Below are 20,659 nucleotides of genomic sequence, written 5' to 3' on the forward strand. Positions count from 1 at the left end.
AAAGAGTGGTTTTATTAGATTGGTTTTTTATTGGTTTACTTTCTTTTGCGATCCTCTGTTTTTTACTGTTGCTTTTTTGTCTTTTATATTTCTTTTCAATCAAAAAGGAATTAAGAAAGAAACAATGGCACAAGCGACCTAAAAATAAAATGAAAAGAAAAAAATGGTTGCGTGCAAGGAAATCGTTAGAAATACGAAAGAAACGCTATGCTACTAAAGTTTTTATTTTGTTCGTTGTGATGTTTATTTCAGCAGGCAGCGCATTTTATGCACGATACTACCAGTTGACCAATCTAACATCAGAAGATGCAAAAGTTGTTGTTCAGGGGTATCTGTTAACAGAAGATCTAAAAGAGAAAATGATAACGATCAAAGAAGGTGGCAGTGCTGAAAAAGTCTATCCGCAATTTCAAGAAGTCAGTGCCTTGTTAGTCTCATACGGAAATCGGCCTGTATCAGGAGGCTTATCAACGGAAGGTGCAAAGTTATTGACTCGTTATTATGTATCTATGAAAAACGTTGGGTTAAACTTATCTACTTTAAGCCAGACACAATTAGAACAGCAAGAGACGATCGACGGCTATCTAAAAGATGTCGAAAGAATCAATGAACGACAAAAAGCCGTCTTCAGTTACTTTAAAGTCAACGAGTCGGCACTGAAACAAAAAAATTAGGAGTCTCAAGATGAAACAAGCGAATACAACATCTAAGAAGAGATCGTCTAAGAAAAAACAAAAAGAGAAAAATCAGCAATTAAAACGAAAACAACCAATAAAAAAGAAGAGTGATTTTGCTGAGACAGCGAAAACTAACAGAATTTCTTCAAAGAAAAAAAGACCTGCTCAATCAAAACAGGTCCAATTTAAAAAGAAAAAGACAAAAAGAACGTTAAAAAAACGAAAAAAGCAAAGACACCAATTTTATAAAGAAATCGGTGTCAGCTTTTTTCTAATGCTAGCTCTTTTTTTTATCTTGCAAGGGTTATTTTTTAGTATGCCCTCAGTCAATGGTTACGGAATGACAACGACTTTGAATGATGGGGATCGTATTTTTGTTAGCAAACGTAGTCGAATTAAGCGATTTGATTTAGTCTACCTTAAACAACCAGATACAAAACAAATAATGGTTAGAAGAGTGATTGGGTTACCAGAAGAAGAAATAGTTTACGAAAATGATCAATTGTTGATTGATAAAAGGCCAGTAGTAGAACGTTTTTTAAAAAATGAGATTAGTGAAGCAAGCAAAGAAAAACGTTTATTAACAGAAGATTTTACGTTGGCGGCTTTAACTGGAGTAAGAACATTGCCCAAAGACTGCTATTTTGTATTGGGAGATAATCGCCATTATGCAGCGGATAGTCGCGAGTTTGGTTGGGTCGAAAAAAAAGATATTTTAGGCGTTGTAAAAGCGAGAATAGTTCCTTTTCATCATATGACGCAATTTTAAAAGAAGAATCTTGAATTCATTACATAGTGGGAGGGCAATCGGTGTCTACAAAGAGCACGCATCCGCAAGCAACAAAAAAAAGAATTTCAACTAAAAAGAAACGACGTAATTATTCAAAAGAGAAAAGAGTAAAATTCCTGAAAAAGCAATGTATTAAAACAAAACAAACAATAAAAATACGTGATATTTTTTTTCTACTAATCCTTTCTTTTTGTTTTATCTTTTTATTCCAACATAAGACCCATCGAGTATCCGGATCATCGATGCAGCCTATTTTAGAAAATAGTGATCGTATTATTGTAAAAAAAGGCCAGTTACCTGAGCGGTATGACGTGATTACGTTTGACCCAGAAATTCCGGATGAATCTAGCTACGTAAAACGAGTCATCGGTATTCCAGGAGATCAAATATGGGCAGAGTCAAATGCTATTTATCTTAGACCACAAAAGGCTGGTAAGTGGCTATTGAACACGGCAAATCAAATTTCCGCAGAGGAGTTACCAGACAGTACATTAAAAGTGATAGTCAGTAAAGAAGTTTTTCAAACTTTAAGAGACATGCACAGGATTCCAGAAGGAAATTATGTTGTGTTAGGAGACAATCGAAGTGCTTCGAAAGATAGCCGTACAATGGGCCTGATCAAGGAAAAACAAATCGAAGGTATTGTAACGTATCGTTACTTTCCGTTGACTAAAATCGGTCGAGTAAAATAGCAAATGAAATAGTGAATGTATAGGAGGAATTACCAGATGATAAGGATTGATTGGATAAAACAGAAAGGCTGGGCTTTTCTTTTAAGTATTCTTTTACCTATGGGAATTATGTGTTTTGTCTATTTTCTTTTAGGAATCTATCCAGGCAGTGACAAGACAATTTTAGCCAGTGATGCTTTGTCGCAAACCTCTAATTTTTTTGCAAGTTTAAACAATGTTTTACACGGAAAACAAAGTTTTTTCTATTCATGGTATGGATCATTGGGGCTAAATTATTGGTCTTTTATGGCTTATTATTTAAACGGAATTTTTAGTCCATTAATTTATTTTTTTGACAATAGCCAAGTACCTGATGCACTGTATCTGATTATTATATTGAAATTTGGTGCTATTGGCGGTGCTTTTTGGATCATGAGTGATCAAACCTTTAAGATCGCGCAATGGGGCAAAGTGATGCTTAGTGTTAGTTATGCGTTAAGTGGTTTTGCAGTTGCATATTCTCCTCAGCAAATGTGGTTGGATGGCTTGATTTATTTACCATTAGTGATTTTAGGGATTCATCGTTTGATGGATAGCAGAAAACCAGCACTCTTATTTAGTAGCTACTTGCTTTTATTTTTATCCAATTTTTATATGGCGTTTATGATTGGAGTGTTTTCATTTCTCTATGTTTTTTGTCGTTTTTTAACAGATCCAACAAGGTATAAAAATAGTTTGATTCCTTATTTGATTACCTCATTATTAGCAGGTGGAGCTTCGATGGTCACCATATTACCTACGTTATTTGATTTGAAAAATAACGGAGAGAGCTTAACAACGTTACAAACTTTTTTTACAAAAGACACAGGTATTTGGGATATTCCAGTTAAAACAATGGTTGGTGTTTATGATACAAGTAAATTCGGAAGTTCACCGTTTCTTTATTTTGGGTTGTTAGGTCTGGTTTTTTGCCTATTTTACTTTATCAGTCCTAAATTTCCATTGAAAAATAAACTGTTATATGGCAGTTTGTTCCTATTACTGATTGGAAGTGTCTATATCGAGTCACTCAATTTATTTTGGCACGGTTTTCACTCACCCAATATGTTTTTATTTCGTTTTAGCTTTCTTTTTTCATTTTTAGGCTTATTATTAGCTGGATTTGGATTGGAAAAAGTGACCAAAGAAGACACCAATCAGTTGGTCAATATCGTGATGGGAATGATCATACTGTACATTGCTATTATCTTTTTCGCTAATCGAAAACGATATGATTTTTTAGATAAAACCTCGATCGTAGCTACAGTTTTATTCTTGCTCGTTTATCTTTCGATGTGGTTTATTTGTGTAAAGTGGTATAAAAATAAGCGACTTTGGTGGTGCTTGTTACTTATTGTTTTTATTGGTGAAATTACGATGAATACACAACGAATGGTGACCGGGATCAATCAAGAATGGCACTATCCAGAACGTATGGCTTATGATCGGAATTATCAGGATGTTCATCAATTAGTCGAGGCGACAGAAAAAGAGAATGATACATTATATCGCTTAGCTAATTTAAATAGTATATCTAGAAATGAGAGTTTCATTTATGGATATAGCGGAGTGTCCATGTTTTCCTCAATTCGTAATCGTCATTCGTCTATGTATTTGGATGCGCTAGGGTTTCGCTCGAATGGAACGAATTTAACGATACAATATGCGAATAATACCTTAGTGATGGATGCTTTATTGGGAATCAAGTACAACATTGCACAAAAAGATCCGCAAAAATATGGTTTTACATTAAAGGAGACTGCAGGCAAACATCAACTATACGAAAACCGTTTGACTCTCCCTCTTGGAATTTTAACCGATCAAGGAATTTATAAGAAAGATGCTGTGAAAAATCAGTCTGAACTGATTCAGTATTTATCAAATCAAAAAGAGCAACTGTTTTATTTTTCGGAAGCGGAAATGATCAAGCAAGAAAATGTCCAGATTGAAGACAAAGGCTCATTTCTTTTTTACTCAAAAACGATTCCAAATAAATTACGAAAAATGACCTATTCAATCAACGTTCCGGCTCGTTCACAAGCTTATCTAAGTTTATATGGAAGAGGGATGGATGTTGATGCAATCATCAAAGTAAATGGGGTGGAACAACGTTCCGGTCTTGAAGAAAATGGTCAGTATTACAATCTTGGCTATTATGAAAAAGCTAAAAAAATCCAAGTTGAAGTAAGTTTTTCAGGAGAAGGTGTCGTTCATTTAGTGAAGCCAACTGCTATGTTTATGGATGTGGATGTATTTGAAAAATCAGTGCAATCAATTCAAAAAAAAGGCGTTGCATTTAAAACAAAGGGACGAGTGGCTAAAGCGGATGTAACTTTAGAGAAAGCACAAGTTGTATTGACTACAATTCCTTATGATAGAGGTTGGAGTGCTTATATTGATGGGAAAAAAGTGAAAATTCCGACCTTTAAGGATGCTTTTTTAGCTTTACCTGTGCCTAAAGGAACACACACAATAAAGCTTGTTTTTTTACCTGAAGGCTTTAAAGTCGGATTTGGTTTGTTCATTTGCTGTCTTATTCTTTTTATCTTTTACAACTGGTGGATGGTCAAAGAAGCTAGGCAAACAAAATTGATTGAAGATGATCAGGGAAAAGGGGTTTAAGATGGATAAAAAATATATCGGTTGGGTAATCATATTGCTAATTTTTATTAGTGGTTGTTCTGCTAAACTATCAGAGAAGAAAGAATCATTTTCTGGAAAAGGAATTACGTATAGCGTTCAATTGCCGAGTACGTGGGAGAAGTCTTTGGACTATAAAGTGACGTATAGTAATGAAGCATTATTCGGAGCAAAAGATACGAAAAGTAATTCAACTTTAATGATTATGGCTGAAAGAAAAGACTTGATTGACCGGACTGATTTTGGTGAACGAATTAGAAAAGAATTACAAAAACAGTATAATTATAAAAAAGCATCAGATATTTTTATGAAAGAGTTTAACGTTGGAAAATACAAAGGATATAAGTATACGCTGGATACAACTTTTAATAAGCGAGACTCCTGGCTGCATTTGTATTACATTGAAACAGCTCATGGAATGGTTCAATTGAATTATTATTCAGCAAAAGATGGCAATTATGAAAAACGAGCGAAAATCATTGATGAGTCTGCTCGTTCAGTCAAAGAGATAGAAGATAAAGGTGCGAAAACAGATGAAGAAGAGGGAAACATTGTCTTTGAAAACGATACTCTTAATCTAGCCTTAACGGGTGTGATGAATGTGACGGGTGAAGCAGATCAAAAAGTATTAGCGCTGAGATATACAGTTACAAATAAAGCGAAAGATCAATCAATAAAAGCGAATAAGTGGGATGAAACGATTCAAGTAACACAAAACGGAGTAATATTGGCCCAAGGGAATTTAGCGAAGAATAATTCAATCTTAGATATTCCTAAATTGATGGCGCAAAAAGAAGAAGAACTTCCTGCTGGCGGTTCACTTGAGGGCGTGACATTATACGAATTAAAAGAGGAGGGTGATGTATTGCTGGTTCCTAATAAAACTATTTTTAAAGATGCTAAAGATATTCCGATTGTTGTATTAAATGGTACAGAGAAAGCAGGGGAGAAATAATGAAAAAATCTATTCTTTGTGTGGTATCTCTGATTACGTGTGTCGTAAGTATCAGTGGTTGTTTTTTTAAAAAAGAGGCTGCAAAAGTTGAGCATCAACAATTAATTTGGCATGATTCACGAGAGAAACCATTTGGTACATTTGATTATCCGAAAATCACTGAAAAAGAAGCATTCGATCTATTAAAAACTAAATTTGACGTAAAAGTTCCCAGTTTAATTTTCAAAGTCAAAGAGATGCTGATCGAGGATGTCGGGACTAAAACGATGCAGATTGATGAGCCAGAATACACGATGTATGCTTCAGGAGACGAATTAAAAATGCGTGCGTATTATCCGCTGGATGAAGACAACGAGTTACGAGTATTTGCGTTGGTTGATTTAAAATATTCATTTAATAAAGAGAAGAAAGAAGTTCGTTTGACTTCTCAAAAATTATCCATGACGACTTATGGTGACAAAGTAACCTATCCTAAAGATAATTTTACTGAATTATTAGCTAAAAGTGCAGAAATTATTGAACTTCCAAAGAAACAGTCAGATACAGCCATACAACATTTTAATGCTGATTATAACGAACTCGACAAACGACCAGTGTCTTCAAAGGCTATTGTTTACAGTAACGATAAAGAAGCAGCAGAGAAAAAGCAGGTATCACAGGCAATTTTAGGTGGTTTTGATAGCAAACAAGAATTAAAAGAGATTTACGCAACAATTGTTGATTATACGGATTAACTAGTTTGAAATGAAATAAGCAAAAAGTAAGTGTTTGGGGCAAAAATATTTAACTCCGAGAATAACAAGGAGTTACTTCTGATCCTAGCGTTTATTCGGATTCCTTGAGGCTGAGATATGACTCGTACAGTCATATCTCAGCTTTTTTAGAGGTTAAAAAATATTCATAGAAAAAAGCATCCATTAAACGTTTATGCTATACTCAAATATGTGAATTAAAATAAAATGATAATCAAATAAGCTTCTGTTAAAAAACAGTCTGGCGGAGAATACTTAAGGATAGATTGATTCTTTGAACACACCGACATAAGAAGTGGACTATTAAGTAAAGGAGTAAATTAGATGAATGTTGTTTTTTGTGATATAGATGGAACGTTTCAAGATATTGGAGGTGCAGTACCTCAGATCAACTATGACGCAATTTATGCGTTACAAAATCAAGGGGATCATTTTGTTTTTATTACTGGAAGAGGCTACGCGCAATTGACAGAATTAATGGATGAACTAGAAAGCGAGTGTGACGTTATTTTCAGTAATGGCGGCGGGTATAAGCTTGTTGGTCAACCTATTCAGTATAATCATTGTCTAACGATCGAAGAAAGCCAAAGGGTCATTGCTATTTTAGAAGCACGAAACATTTTTTATCATGTCCATACGAATGAGGGAATTATTTTAAAAGCAGTTGAAAATTACGCAACGAATATTTTAGCATTGAGACAAAAACTTCAATCAATGGGCGATACAGAAAAGCAAATCATGGATTTTAAAGAAGAGTTTTTTAAAGAACAATGTCAGCATGTTGAGGATCCATTTACTTATTTGGCTGAACATCCAGAACTTAAGGTGATGAAGATAGAATTGATGGAAGCAAGTGATGAAGAACATGAAATATTACGGGAATTATTAGGTAGTGAGTCTGCGGACGTTTTTTCTTCCTTTATTCAGTGCCTAGAAATCGTTAATCCAAAAAGTAGCAAAGGCAATGCTATCAAAGAATTTATGAGAAAATTTCCAACAGCAAAAAGTTATGGTATCGGTGATGGCGAGAATGATTTAGCGATGTTGGAAGTTGTAGATATTCCAGTAGCCGTAGGAAATGCCAAAGAAATCGTTAAGGAGCAGTGTCAAAAAATTATCGGAGACTGTTTAGATGGTGGTGTCGGTCATTTCATATTTAAAGAGATCATTGAGTAGACAGATTAAAATTCAGTCACTTATACAATAAGATCTAATGTAAAATTTGTTGGAGTTGATCAAAAGTGTTTGGCTTTCAAGGAGCAAAGCACATCAAATTCTAAGTGTTAAAACACAAATGTCCTAATTTTAGAGTGAATTTTTAAATTTGGAGGAGTAGTAATGAAAGAAATTCAAGAGAATGTTGAACATGATTTAGAGTATTACCAGTCAGGAATCAGACAGTTATATATGAAACATTATCAAAAATATTTATTTATCATACTGGCTATCCTACTGGTAACGGTTGTTGGGATCGGTTTATCTGAATCATTGGTTAGATGGTTGTTAATCGTGTTGTTTTTGATTGAGGCAGGACTTGTTGTCTACTTACTTCGTTACCTGAAAGCAGAAGCTTTTGAAAATTATTTTCAGCGAATCAAAGCACAGTTGCCAGGTGATTTTCACAAGATGGAGTCAATTGAAATTCAAGAAGATGATCAAGCCTATTATTTTTTAGATGATCAAGCTTTATACGTTAAATTAAAAAAGAAAAATACTCGAAACTTTCCATCAAAAATCAGACAATATACATTGTTAGTTGGTTTTACAGATGAGTTGGATGAACAGATGCTAGAATCTCCACTGCAATTTTTTTATTATGATATTACCCAAATCAAACATTCAGCAAACTATAAAAAGGAAATGCTAAAAAATACTAATTTTATTGCAAAAAGGAAAAAAAGAAGAATAAAATCGGCAATTTTCACTATTTTGATACTCGCATTGGTTGGAACATTCGTTTACTTTGGTGCAAAAAAATACTTGAATGATACTGGTCGACTGTTATTTGAAAAACAGGTGGAACAAGAATACCAAGATAAAATTGGTCAGGAAACACGAGTAAGAATCAGCGAGCTATCTGTCACGAATGAAGACGAAACGCTAAAAATTGATCTGCCAAAACATTTTCATGAGGAAGAAGGGTCCTTACTTTCAGTAGATAATATCAAGGGACAATCTAGTAAAACATTTACTAGTGATGCGCTTTATATTTCCCTATTTATGAGTGAAGCAAGAAATGCATCTAGCTTATCAGACTTTGTAAACCAAGTAATGGAAGAAGAAGGGAAAAGCATTAGTCAAAATAATGGGAAGAAGTTGCATCCTGATTTGTTTAAAAATGAATATATTGTAACAACCAAAATAAGTGAAAACGGGCAAGATGGAGCAAACAACTATACGACTTATTTTTTTGAAACAGATCGTAATTATGGCTGGATCATGTGTGAAATCGATTATCGATCTGAAGCGGCTGAACTGAATTTGGATCAGCAAGTACATGAACTATTGCGTTCGATCGTAGTTGATAGAGATGAAACAATCATTTAAATAAGAAAGAACCCCTCAAAATTTAGTAACTTCTCAAAGGATAGATGAAAATCAACCTTTTTTGAGTCAATCCAAATGAGGGGTTCTTATTACGGGCAACATAATTTATGAATCAGGAATTATTTATACGAACGCGCTTTTTAGTTGGCGAAAGCTTGAATGATTTTGTTTAGTGTTTGGGCGGCAGATTCTCCAGCTCGTTCATTGTAGTAGGAGGCAAATCGTTCGTCACCTACGTACATTTGACCTAGACTTTTGTGCAGTTCAGCTGAATAAACAGGAGAGGTATAGCTTAGCCATTCTTTATGCTTTAGAAAGACAGTTTCTGCTTCTTGTGAGTGGTAATCATTATTTTTCATCACGATTTTTAAAGCTTCAAGCATTTCTTTTTCAGTAAGTTCCATGTCCTTAAAGTCTTCTTCGCTTAAATTTAGCCACTTTTGATTAGATGCTTTTATAGTTTCTTCTCCGTATTTTTCCCGTATTTCTTTGCCATATGTTTGCTCATTTTCTTGTAGTTTCGCTTGTTTGAATCCTACGAATTTTTCTTTGTCAGTCATAGTGATTTCTCCTTTTTGATAACGCAACGTTTTTTCTACAGTCAGGATCAGATGATCGATTTGCTGGCGTTTTTCCAATAATTGCTGATAATGATCTTGTAACGCGTGTTTTGGATCATAGTTTGGCGTCTCTAGTACTTTTTGGATGTCTTCTAATTTCATATCTAAAGAACGATAAAAAAGAATTTGCTGCAGCTTATCGATTTCTTTCGTACCATAAATTCGATAACCAGAAGAATTGATGCGCGCCGGTTTTAATAGATGAATCTCATCATAATAACGCAAGGTTCGAGTGCTGATTCCGGATAATTCAGCAATCTTTTTAATAGTGTATTCCATCAGATTCCCTCCTGTATGTATATAGCATAAACCTTTACATAACGTGAAGGTCAAGCATTTTTTTTAGAATAACATAATTTCTTGCTTTTTTTGTTGAATATCTTTTTTTTGATTTACAAAGAACGAATGAAAGAGTAAAATTTTTATGTAAAGTTATCCAGATAAGTTTAAATGAATAAGGAGCTGATACAATGAAATTAATCGAGACACCGATCAACAGAAATTTAGATTTGGAGTATTTTTATCCCAATATCACTAAATTTGTTTTTGGTACAAAAGCAATTAAATTTTTTAAATTATATGCATTAGATCGCACTCAAATCGTATATGCTGATGCGTTTGATAAAATCGATATCATTATGATCAACACGAAAAAGAAAATTACAAAAAAAGAAGTTGATTACGTCATTAAAAGACTTTTGAATACGACAAGAGAAGAAGTGACCGTTCATATTGGTGTTAAAAATGAAATGCAGCAAAAAGGCTATTCTTTTAGCGCACCTAGAAAAGATATTATTGTGATTCAAAAAAATGTTGATGTAGCATAACAATAAAACACCCTGCTAAAAGCTAAATTGCAACTTTTTGTGGGGTGTTTTATTTTTTAGGTAAGTTGATTTTACTACTCTTCACAGTAAAGTGACCAGAATCTGCTTATTTTGCTCTGATCCTTTTTTATAATAGTTAGAAACGTTTATTTTTTCAACAAATAATCAATTATGAGAAACTAGAAAATCAGTGGGATTTCAAGTCTATTTTTGATAAAATAAAAGAGTCATGAAAGGAAGCGTAAAGGTTGAAAGCATTATTTCATAAATATAAAGAAGTGATTTCATATTTAGTTTTTGGAGTAGCCACAACGATTGTTAATATTGTTATTTTCTTTATCTGTAAAGATATATTAGGAATCGACTATAAAATAAGTAATGCAATAGGCTGGTTTTTATCAGTACTTTTCGCATTTTTCACAAATAAGTACTTTGTGTTTGCGAGTAATCATGAAGATATTGGTTCTTTTATTAGAGAAATGCTACTGTTTTACTGGTATCGTATCTTGTCTTTTGTTGTTGATATGGCCTTGATGGTTTTAATGATCGAAGTGATGCACATCTCAGATTTTTGGGCAAAAATGGTGACTCAAGTTGCAGTGGTGGTATTGAATTACTTTTTCAGCAAGTTTTTTATCTTCAAGAAAAAAGAATCTTAAAATCAGTTTTTAGTTAAAAAGACAGTTTTTTGTTATAATAGAAATTAAAATTCTAGAAAAAATAAAGGATGGCATAGTAAGATGACAAAAGTTTATGATGATGATAGCTTAACGTTACATACGGATCTATATCAAATTAACATGATGCAAACGTATTGGAAATTAGGTAGAGCAGATTTACATTCGGTTTTTGAATGTTATTTTCGGGAGATGCCATTTAATCATGGCTATGCTATTTTTGCAGGCTTAGAGCGATTGGTCGATTATTTAGAGAATTTAACTTTTACAGATACAGATATCGCTTATCTTAGAGAGGTAGAAGATTATCCTGAGGATTTTTTGACTTATCTAAAAGAATTTGAATTTAAATGCACCGTTCGTTCTGCATTAGAAGGCGATTTAGTTTTTAACAACGAGCCCTTGATTCAGGTAGAAGGTCCTTTGGCTCAATGTCAGTTGATCGAAACAGCTTTATTGAATATGGTCAATTTTCAAACATTGATTGCAACAAAAGCAGCGCGTATCAAGTCTGTGATTGGAGAAGATCCTTTGATGGAATTTGGGACGCGTCGTGCACAAGAATTGGATGCGGCTGTTTGGGGTACTCGTGCGGCATACATTGGTGGAGCGGATGCGACAAGTAATGTTCGAGCTGGTAAAATTTTCGGTATTCCCGTCAGTGGAACACATGCTCATTCATTAGTACAATCTTATGGAAATGATTATGACGCTTTTACAGCATATGCTCAAACTCATAAGGATTGTGTCTTTTTGGTTGATACTTACGATACCCTAAAATCTGGAGTGCCAAGCGCGATTCGTGTAGCAAAAGAAATGGGTGATAAAATCAACTTCCTCGGAGTTCGCCTTGATAGTGGAGATATGGCTTATATTTCAAAGCGAGTGCGCGAACAGTTAGATGAAGCAGGATACACAGAAGCTAAAATATATGCTTCAAATGACTTGGATGAAAATACTATTTTAAGTTTAAAAATGCAAAAAGCAAAAATCGATGTTTGGGGCGTAGGAACAAAGTTGATCACGGCTTATGATCAACCAGCTTTAGGCGCTGTATTTAAATTAGTTTCGATTGAAGATAAAAACGGTAAAATGAAAGATACGATCAAGCTTTCCAGTAATGCTGAAAAAGTCACAACTCCTGGGAAGAAACAAGTATGGCGAATCACACGCAAATCAGATAAAAAATCAGAAGGTGACTATGTCACATTGTGGGATGAAGATCCTCGTAAACAAGAAGAAATCTATATGTTTCATCCAGTGCATACATTTATCAACAAAACAGTCAGAGATTTTGAGGCGAGAGCTGTTTTACAAGATATTTTTGTTGAAGGAAAACGTGTTTATGAAATGCCTACCTTAGAAGAAATCAAAAGTTATGCAAAAGAAAATCTTGATTCACTTTGGGAAGAATATAAGCGTGATCTCAACCCACAAAAATATCCAGTAGATTTATCAACTGAATGCTGGAATCATAAAATGCGCTTACTGGAAAAAGTACGCGTAGATGTAAAAGCATTAAGTGAAGGCAAATAAATAGTATCTAACTACACAAATCAATTCTTAGTAAAATAGCAAGGAAACAAAGAATGTTTCGTTGCTAATTTACTGATTATCAACAGGATTAACCGATTTGTTCCGCTTTTAAATTAGGAGGGATTTTCTATGGAGTCACTACAAAAAGCAATTATTGAAGAATTAGGTGTAAAACCGCAAATAGATACGCACGAAGAAATCAGAAAAAGTATTGATTTTATGAAAAGTTATTTATACAAATATCCATTTTTAAAAACTTTTGTTTTAGGGATCAGCGGAGGGCAAGATTCCACGCTAGCTGGTCGACTTGCACAACTGACTATGGAAGAGATGCGTGCAGAAACAAAAGATGACCACTATCAGTTTATTGCTGTCCGTTTGCCGTATGGTGAGCAAGCCGATGAAGAGGATGCTAAAAAAGCGTTAGATTTTATTCATCCCGATATTTCTTTGCGTGTAAATATCAAGCCAGCAATTGATGCTTGTGTTCTTTCTCTTGAGGAATCTAGCGTTCCAATCAGCGATTTCAATAAAGGGAATATGAAAGCACGTCAACGGATGATCGTTCAATATGCGATTGCAGGAGAAAAAGCAGGTGCTGTAATTGGGACAGATCATGCAGCTGAAAACATTACTGGTTTTTATACAAAATATGGAGATGGCGGTGCAGATATTTTACCATTGTTCCGTTTAAATAAGCGTCAGGGAAAAGCATTGTTGAAAGAACTAGGCGCGCCTGCTGAATTGTATACTAAGATTCCAACAGCTGATTTAGAAGACGATAAACCATTAGTTGCAGATGAAGTAGCACTTGGTGTAACGTATGATGATATCGATGATTATGTTGAAGGCAGAGCAGTATCGGATAAAGCAAGAGAAACGATTGAAGGATGGTATAAAAAAACGCAACACAAACGTCATATGCCGATTTCAATTTTTGATGATTTTTGGAAATAAGCTTCAGAAAGTTGGCGGGATAATATTTGGTGCGAACCTCAAGTGCCCATGAAATCACTAGGGGATCCGCACCAAAATTGAAGATGAAAATGCCTTGATCTAGCTGTTTTTCTCATTTTATTTTAATAATTACTTAGATTTATAAAGGAAATTCGTTATTATAAGTGGTTTTAGTTAGATTAACTGCCTTTTTCACAGTCTCACTCTGTTATGGAGTGAGTGGATTGAAATCTTACCCTAAAAGTAGAGGCTTCAGTAAACCACGGTCTCACTCTGTTATGGAGTGAGTGGATTGAAATAAGAAATTGATCGGCATTTAGACGGAATTTTGATGTCTCACTCTGTTATGGAGTGAGTGGATTGAAATAAGGATATTCGGATGAGGATTATTATCGTGCTGGTCTCACTCTGTTATGGAGTGAGTGGATTGAAATCCAAACTTGGCTTTTAAAAAAGGACCAGTAGTTGTGTCGTCTCACTCTGTTATGGAGTGAGTGGATTGAAATCTAGATACTTTAAAATAATTAAACTGGCACTTATTGTCTCACTCTGTTATGGAGTGAGTGGATTGAAATCCTGAAAAACGCCGATTATTGTATCTTTAAAATGTCTCACTCTGTTATGGAGTGAGTGGATTGAAATGATGGATACAGCAGTTTTGAGTTATCTGTGACCAAGTCTCACTCTGTTATGGAGTGAGTGGATTGAAATCTTGATGCGACTCAATATTTTACGTACACGGTGCAGTCTCACTCTGTTATGGAGTGAGTGGATTGAAATTAAATTTAATTTTTCCATCCCTACTCATTCCTTTGTCTCACTCTGTTATGGAGTGAGTGGATTGAAATTTTTTGCTTTTACGCTTATCTCTTATCGTTAACGTCTCACTCTGTTATGGAGTGAGTGGATTGAAATGCCACAGGCGAGACGGTGCAAGGATACGCGTTTTTGTCTCACTCTGTTATGGAGTGAGTGGATTGAAATCAGTACGTTGATATGGATCTCTCATGATACATTGGTCTCGCTCTGTTATGGAGTGAGTGGATTGAAATCAAATGCCAAGCGACTTGGAATTCGTAAGTTTTAGGTCTCACTCTGTTATGGAGTGAGTGGATTGAAATATTTGAAGCTGATGGTGGTTTTCTTTTTGCTTCACTCTGTTATAAAAGCCAACTCCAGAAAAATCAAGTAAAAAGAAAGACTAAAAATATTAGCCTTTCTTTTTTTACACCTAACATTACGCTAAAATACCTTCATTTTGTTCAAATGGTTAAAAAAAGTGTAAAATTAAACTAGTTATCTGAAATACTGGGTAAACTACTCTACAATTGGTTTAACAATAGTAATAAGAAGGTGAATGAAAATATGAAAAAATTGTTTAGGAAAAAAAGAGATATCGATAACGAGGCGTTTCTTTCATCTGAAGAAACGATAAAACCTATCAATCATAGTGATATTCGGATTCCCACTGATATTAAAGGGCTATCTGATCAAGAAGTACAACAGCTTATTGCAGAAGGTAAAACCAACAAAGAAGTTGAGGATTTATCTAGAACAACGAAGCAGATCATTTTAGATAACGCATTGACATTATTCAATTTTATTAACTTGTTTTTAGCAGTTGCAGTATTCGCTGTTGGTTATCCCAAAAATGCGTTGTTTTTCTGGATTATCATTATCAACACAGCAATTGGTGTGATTCAAGAAATACATGCAAAGAAAACCATCGATAAACTATCAATCGTGAATAAAACAGAAGTAATGGCTTTGAGAGAGAATAGACTGACAAACATTTTTCAAGATGAAATTGTTTTAGGAGATGTCTTAGTTTTGACATTGGGAAATCAAGTTCCTTCCGATGGTATTGTCCTTCATGCAGAAGGAATGGAAGTAGATGAGTCCTTACTAACTGGGGAATCAGATAAAATCACGAAACAAAATGGTGACAAAATCATGAGCGGAAGTTTTATAACTTCTGGCTTAGGTTTTGTTGAAATTACTGCTGTTGGGGAAGATAATTTTGTTTCCAAATTATCTAAAGAAGCGAAAACGGAAAAGCATTCGACTTCCGAGCTAATGAACTCTCTAAATCTTTTAATCAAAGGGCTGACATTTGCGATTGTTCCAATCGGATTATTGTTATTTTGGTCTCAGTATCAATCGACACAGTCATTTCCTAAAACGGTTTTAGGTGTTTCTGGTGCATTGATCAGTATGATCCCAGAAGGATTGATGCTATTGACTAGTGTAGCCTTTGCTGTTGGTGCAGCCAATTTAGCTAGAAAACAAACCTTGATCCAGCGACTATCGTGTATTGAAACACTCGCGCGGGTAGACACCATTTGTTTGGATAAAACAGGAACCATTACAGATGGCACTTTGACTTTCAAAGAACTGATTCCTCAAGCTGGTTTTCCCGCGAGTGAAATCGAACGTGCTATGAGTGAAATGATGGCAGGACTTTCCGATCAAAATGCAACAGCCAAGGTTCTTAGAACTCGGTTCCCACTTTCTCAATCCACTTGGAAAGTCAAAGAAGTTATCCCTTTTTCATCTGATCGAAAATGGAGTGGTGTGACGTTTGAAGAAAAAGGATCATTTGTAATGGGTGCGCCAGAATTCATTTATTCTGAAGTACCAGACGACTTACGAGAAAAATTGGCTCCTTATAATGAGCAAGGAGATCGTGTTCTTATTCTGGTTCATTTTTCCGAGGAATTGAAAAGTCCAGAACTACCACAAAAGAAAGAAACGGTTGCGATTTTCATTATTGCCGATACGATACGTGAAAATGCTGTCGATACATTTTCTTATTTTGCGAAACAAGATGTAACGTTAAAAGTTATCTCAGGTGATAATCCAATTACGGTATCTCAAATAGCGAAACAAGCAGGAATCGCAGGAGCAGAAAACTTTGTGGATATGAGTACAGTTTCTGATTCAACCAATTTTAATGAGTTGGTGGAAAATACAACTGTTTTTGGTCGAGTAACACCGTATCAAAAAAGAGAATTGATTCAAGCGTTAAAACAAAATGGGCATACAACATGTATGACAGGCGACGGTGTGAATGATATACTTTCATTGAGAGAAGCTGATGTCAGTGTGGCAATGGCTAGCGGAAGCGATGCGGCCCGAGCAGTTTCTGATGTTGTATTATTGAATTCTGATTTTAGTTCAATGATTCAAGTGCTGAATGAAGGGCGTAGAGTAATCAATAACATTGAGCGAGTTGCGTCAATGTATATGGTAAAAACGATCTATTCAGCTATCCTTGCTGTAACATTTATCTTTTTATTTTTACCATACCCATTTGCGCCGCTACAATTAACACCAATCAATACACTAACAGTCGGAATACCTTCTTTTATTTTGGCATTAGAACCAAATTATCAACGAATAAAAGGACACTTTTTGACGAATATATTGCGAATTTCAGTCCCAGGAGCGCTGACAGTTGTTTTTAACATTTTAGTGCTACAACTTGCTGGAATTTGGTTTGATTTATCACATCAAGACGTTTCTACGATGTGCGTGTTGCTTACGGGGTGTGTAGGATTTCAAGTGTTGATAAGAGCTGCGCGACCACTGGATTTGAAAAAACAGATCATGATTGTATTACTATTGATGGCCTTTCTTGTTTGTTTCTTATTCTTTGGGGACTTCTTTATGCTAACATCACTATTTACAAGAAATGTTTTATTCTACCTTCCACTGATTCTTGGCAGTAGATCCATATTTAATTACATTTCATTGTTTATGACCAGAGCAATCTATGAAATTGAGAAAAGGAAAGAAAATAGGCGAATCAAGAAGAAGAAGAGAGTCATTTAAAATCATAAAGAGCTAGAGAGCAAATCAAAAGCATTTTTTACTTTTGTTTTGTTCGCTAGCTTTTTTTATTTGAACAAAGTCTAATGAAGAATGACATTCATTTTCATTTAAGTCCTTTAATTTTGTTATTGTGTCAACTGAGTGTAATCTAAATGTAGAGAAGGGAACTTTTCAAAAGGAGTGGTATAAATGAAACACTTAACCAAATTGATTATTACGATCATAACAGGAATTTTAGCGTTAGTATTTGAATTTATTTTTCAGCAGCCAACGTGGGCTTTTGGGATCATCGTCATTACGGGGTCTGTCATGGCATTTTCAATGTTAGTAGAAATGGTAAAAACCTTGAAGTCTGGAAAATATGGGGTGGATATTTTAGCGATCACAGCAATCATCGCAACCTTAGCAGTTAGAGAATATTGGGCAAGTTTGATGATTTTGATCATGTTGACAGGCGGTGATTCTCTTGAAGATTATGCAGCTAAAAAAGCGAATAAAGAATTAAGAGCATTGTTGGATAATTCACCTCAAAAAGCACATCAGTCAATTAATGGCACATTGATAGATATTATGGTAGAAAAAGTCGCAATAGGAGATGATCTGCTTGTTAAACCTGGAGAAATAGTTCCTGTTGATGGCCGTGTGACAAAAGGTGTATCGGTAGTTGACGAATCTTCTTTAACTGGGGAATCACAACCTGTAAATAAAAAAATAGGGGACTCCTTGATGTCTGGTTCGATCAATGGGGACAGCTCATTAACCATGAAAGCTGAAAAAAGTGCAGCCGATAGTCAATATCAAACGATCGTTAAATTAGTCAAAGAATCAGAAGCACAGCCTGCTCGTTTTGTACGAATGGCCGATCGTTATGCCGTGCCATTCACTATTACAGCGTATGTAATTGCCGGAGCTGCTTGGTTTATTTCAAAAGATCCGACTAGGTTTGCTGAAGTCTTAGTTGTAGCATCGCCGTGCCCGTTGATTTTGGCTGCTCCGATTGCGTTAGTTGCAGGCATGAGCCGTTCAAGTAGGAATGGGATCGTTGTAAAAACAGGAACGACTTTAGAAAAAATGGCTGAAGCAAAATCAGTTGCATTTGATAAGACAGGTACGATTACTAAAGGAGTCTTGTCAGTTGACAAAATTGTCTCTACAAGTGAGATTTCAGCGGATAATCTACTGATATTGGCAGCAAGTGCAGAACAAGAATCCAGCCACATTTTAGCTCGATCACTTGTGTCATATGCTTCTTCCTCAGTATTGAAAAAGGTTTCTGAATTAGAAGAAGTAACGGGTTCTGGTGTTAAAGCGATAATCGACGGGAAAATAATTAGAGTAGGGAAACCAACGTTTGTTTCACAACAAAAAATTGAAGAAGTAGCAAATCAAACTATTATTTACATTTCTCAAGATAATCATTATCTGGGTTATATCACTTTTACTGACAGTATTCGTCCAGAAGCCAAAGAGACGATGAACCAATTACGTAATCTACAGGTAAATCACTTGTTGATGTTGACAGGTGATCATCAACAAGTGGCAGATGATATTGCAAAAAAAGTCGGAATTTCAGTGGTTTATGCAGAATGTTTGCCTCAAGATAAAATCGATGTATTAAAACAACTATCAGATGATTTGCGTCCTGTGATCATGGTTGGAGATGGCGTAAATGATGCACCTTCTTTAGCGATTGCGGATATAGGAATTGCAATGGGGGCTCACGGGGCTACTGCAGCAAGTGAAACAGCTGATGCGGTAATCTTAAAAGATGATTTAGAAAAAGTCAGCATAGCCGTAAAAATTTCTAAAGATACGATGAAAATTGCTAAGCAATCTGTTTTGATTGGCATTCTGATTTGTACCGTTTTGATGCTAATTGCCAGCACAGGCATTATTCCCGCTTTATTTGGCGCGGTTTTACAAGAAGTCGTAGATACTGTTTCAATCCTTTCCTCTTTAAGAGCGAAAAATGATTAAGAGTAATGCTAGCAGCCTATTTTCTAAAAAAACAGATAGTTGCAACTATTCTTTTAAATTGCTAAAATCAACTTATCAAAAACATAAAAAAACCAATGTAATTTTATGATTCAAGGGGGAATAGGTAGTGGATGGAAGCAAAATAAATAATAAAAGTGTCAATGAAGAAATGCTTTTAGAACAAGGGTATCGTAAATATTCAGGAGACGGTTTAGATATTTATTATAGCAAGGATATTTGTGCCCATATTGGCAATTGTGTCCGCGGTAATCCAGATGTCTTTGAAGTCGGCCGTCGTCCATGGATCATTGCGGATAATGGTAGTATTGAAGACGATATTCGAGTGATCGATACATGCCCTAGTGGTGCTTTAAAGTATATTCGAAAGGATGAAAAATAATCATGGAAATTAAAGAAGAGAGCAATCGTTTTGTTTTATTGAATGATGAAAATAAAGAAATTGGCGAAATGACTTGGTCAGATGCAGGAACTGAAATGATGATCATTGATCATACCTTTGTTGATCCTGCATATCGTGGACAAAAATTAGCAGAAAAACTAGTGTATAATGGCGTGGAAAAAGCACGTCGAGAAGGCAAAAAAATCATACCCTTATGTCCATTTGCTAAAAAAGAGTTTGATAGTAAACCTGAATATGGTGATGTGTTAAGAAACTGATTGTTAGTTTTGATGTGTGCTAATTTTTACTTTTCACTAAATAATAGATGAAAACAATCAAGCTTATGTAAATACAACTGGTATTTGTACGAAAAATATGCTAAAGTATAATAGATGTATTTTGTGAATAAGGGAGAATTAGACTATGTATAATTTTATTTTAACACTTGTGATCATCCTTTCAGTAGTGATGGTTATTGCCGTTATGATGCAGCCAAGTAAACAAAACAGTGCAGCAAGTGCATTTACAGGTGGCGCAGATAAACTTTTCGGTAAACAAAAAGCACGCGGATTCGAAGCTGTTATGCAACGTGCAACAGCAATTATTGGTGCTATTTGGATGTTACTATTATTTATTTTAGTATTATTATCATCAAAGTAAGTCCTTTGAAGTCCCTCATTTACTGAGGGATTTTTTTTCTTTTAAAAAATGAATAACCTCATATGAAAAGTTCTTGGAACATCTTTCTTTTCATAAGGTT

Annotated in this window: 18 protein-coding genes and 1 CRISPR repeat array; of the genes, 17 read left to right on the forward strand and 1 reads right to left on the reverse strand. The window is 34.9% G+C overall.

Annotation, left to right across the window (positions count from 1 at the left end):
- Positions 1–5 precede the first annotated feature (5 nt).
- From I583_RS03910 to I583_RS03945, 8 genes are all read left to right on the forward strand, one after another.
- The gene (locus I583_RS03910; protein WP_010763267.1) at positions 6–674 is read left to right on the forward strand and encodes a hypothetical protein; all 669 of its coding nucleotides are present in this window, start codon (positions 6–8) and stop codon (positions 672–674) included.
- Between the two features lie 10 nt (positions 675–684).
- A complete protein-coding gene (gene lepB / locus I583_RS03915; protein ID WP_010763268.1) occupies positions 685–1,446 on the forward strand; it encodes a signal peptidase I in 762 nt (253 codons plus the stop codon).
- A 41-nt stretch (positions 1,447–1,487) separates the two neighbouring features.
- A complete protein-coding gene (gene lepB, locus I583_RS03920) occupies positions 1,488–2,159 on the forward strand; it encodes a signal peptidase I (RefSeq protein ID WP_010763269.1) in 672 nt (223 codons plus the stop codon).
- Positions 2,160–2,195: 36 nt separating this feature from the next.
- Positions 2,196–4,799: a YfhO family protein gene (locus tag I583_RS03925; protein ID WP_010763270.1), complete on the forward strand. Its 2,604-nt coding sequence runs from the start codon at positions 2,196–2,198 to the stop codon at positions 4,797–4,799.
- A 1-nt stretch (position 4,800) separates the two neighbouring features.
- Entirely contained in the window at positions 4,801–5,772 is a 972-nt protein-coding gene (locus I583_RS03930; protein WP_010763271.1) for a DUF5067 domain-containing protein, read from the forward strand.
- Positions 5,772–6,506 carry a hypothetical protein gene (locus I583_RS03935; protein ID WP_010763272.1) on the forward strand — a complete coding sequence of 245 codons (735 nt, stop codon included), beginning with the start codon at positions 5,772–5,774 and terminating at the stop codon, positions 6,504–6,506. Before I583_RS03930 ends, I583_RS03935 begins: the two co-directional genes overlap by 1 nt.
- Positions 6,507–6,848: 342 nt before the next feature.
- Entirely contained in the window at positions 6,849–7,700 is an 852-nt protein-coding gene (locus I583_RS03940) for an HAD-IIB family hydrolase (RefSeq protein ID WP_010763273.1), read from the forward strand.
- A 162-nt stretch (positions 7,701–7,862) separates the two neighbouring features.
- Positions 7,863–9,071 (forward strand): hypothetical protein, encoded by a 1,209-nt coding sequence (locus I583_RS03945; protein WP_010763274.1) that lies wholly within the window; start codon positions 7,863–7,865, stop codon positions 9,069–9,071.
- Between the two features lie 140 nt (positions 9,072–9,211).
- Here I583_RS03945 and I583_RS03950 read toward each other — a convergent pair whose 3' ends face one another.
- The gene (locus I583_RS03950; protein ID WP_010763275.1) at positions 9,212–9,970 is read right to left on the reverse strand and encodes a MerR family transcriptional regulator; all 759 of its coding nucleotides are present in this window, start codon (positions 9,968–9,970) and stop codon (positions 9,212–9,214) included.
- Between the two features lie 191 nt (positions 9,971–10,161).
- Between I583_RS03950 and I583_RS03955 the strand changes: the two genes are divergently transcribed.
- The 9 genes from I583_RS03955 to secG all read left to right on the forward strand — a co-directional run bounded on the left by I583_RS03955 (position 10,162) and on the right by secG (position 20,559).
- Positions 10,162–10,518: a DUF1827 family protein gene (locus tag I583_RS03955; protein WP_010763276.1), complete on the forward strand. Its 357-nt coding sequence runs from the start codon at positions 10,162–10,164 to the stop codon at positions 10,516–10,518.
- Between the two features lie 248 nt (positions 10,519–10,766).
- Positions 10,767–11,177 (forward strand): GtrA family protein, encoded by a 411-nt coding sequence (locus I583_RS03960; RefSeq protein ID WP_010763277.1) that lies wholly within the window; start codon positions 10,767–10,769, stop codon positions 11,175–11,177.
- Between the two features lie 81 nt (positions 11,178–11,258).
- Complete coding sequence (locus I583_RS03965; RefSeq protein ID WP_010763278.1) at positions 11,259–12,731, forward strand: nicotinate phosphoribosyltransferase; 1,473 nt, start codon at positions 11,259–11,261, stop codon at positions 12,729–12,731.
- A 129-nt stretch (positions 12,732–12,860) separates the two neighbouring features.
- Positions 12,861–13,688 (forward strand): ammonia-dependent NAD(+) synthetase, encoded by an 828-nt coding sequence (gene nadE, locus I583_RS03970; protein ID WP_010763279.1) that lies wholly within the window; start codon positions 12,861–12,863, stop codon positions 13,686–13,688.
- 197 nt (positions 13,689–13,885) lie between these two features.
- Positions 13,886–14,809: direct repeats of the CRISPR family, unit length 34 nt; unit sequence GTCTCACTCTGTTATGGAGTGAGTGGATTGAAAT.
- A 244-nt stretch (positions 14,810–15,053) separates the two neighbouring features.
- Positions 15,054–17,522 (forward strand): HAD-IC family P-type ATPase, encoded by a 2,469-nt coding sequence (locus I583_RS03980; protein ID WP_010763280.1) that lies wholly within the window; start codon positions 15,054–15,056, stop codon positions 17,520–17,522.
- A gap of 189 nt (positions 17,523–17,711) precedes the next feature.
- Positions 17,712–19,499 carry a heavy metal translocating P-type ATPase gene (locus tag I583_RS03985; protein WP_010763281.1) on the forward strand — a complete coding sequence of 596 codons (1,788 nt, stop codon included), beginning with the start codon at positions 17,712–17,714 and terminating at the stop codon, positions 19,497–19,499.
- 169 nt (positions 19,500–19,668) lie between these two features.
- Positions 19,669–19,899 (forward strand): (4Fe-4S)-binding protein, encoded by a 231-nt coding sequence (locus tag I583_RS03990; RefSeq protein ID WP_425268403.1) that lies wholly within the window; start codon positions 19,669–19,671, stop codon positions 19,897–19,899.
- Between the two features lie 2 nt (positions 19,900–19,901).
- Positions 19,902–20,177: a GNAT family N-acetyltransferase gene (locus I583_RS03995; protein WP_010763283.1), complete on the forward strand. Its 276-nt coding sequence runs from the start codon at positions 19,902–19,904 to the stop codon at positions 20,175–20,177.
- Between the two features lie 145 nt (positions 20,178–20,322).
- Entirely contained in the window at positions 20,323–20,559 is a 237-nt protein-coding gene (gene secG / locus I583_RS04000; protein ID WP_010763284.1) for a preprotein translocase subunit SecG, read from the forward strand.
- Positions 20,560–20,659: the final 100 nt, after the last annotated feature.

It is taken from the genome of Enterococcus haemoperoxidus ATCC BAA-382, assembly GCF_000407165.1.
Classification (GTDB): domain Bacteria; phylum Bacillota; class Bacilli; order Lactobacillales; family Enterococcaceae; genus Enterococcus_L; species Enterococcus_L haemoperoxidus.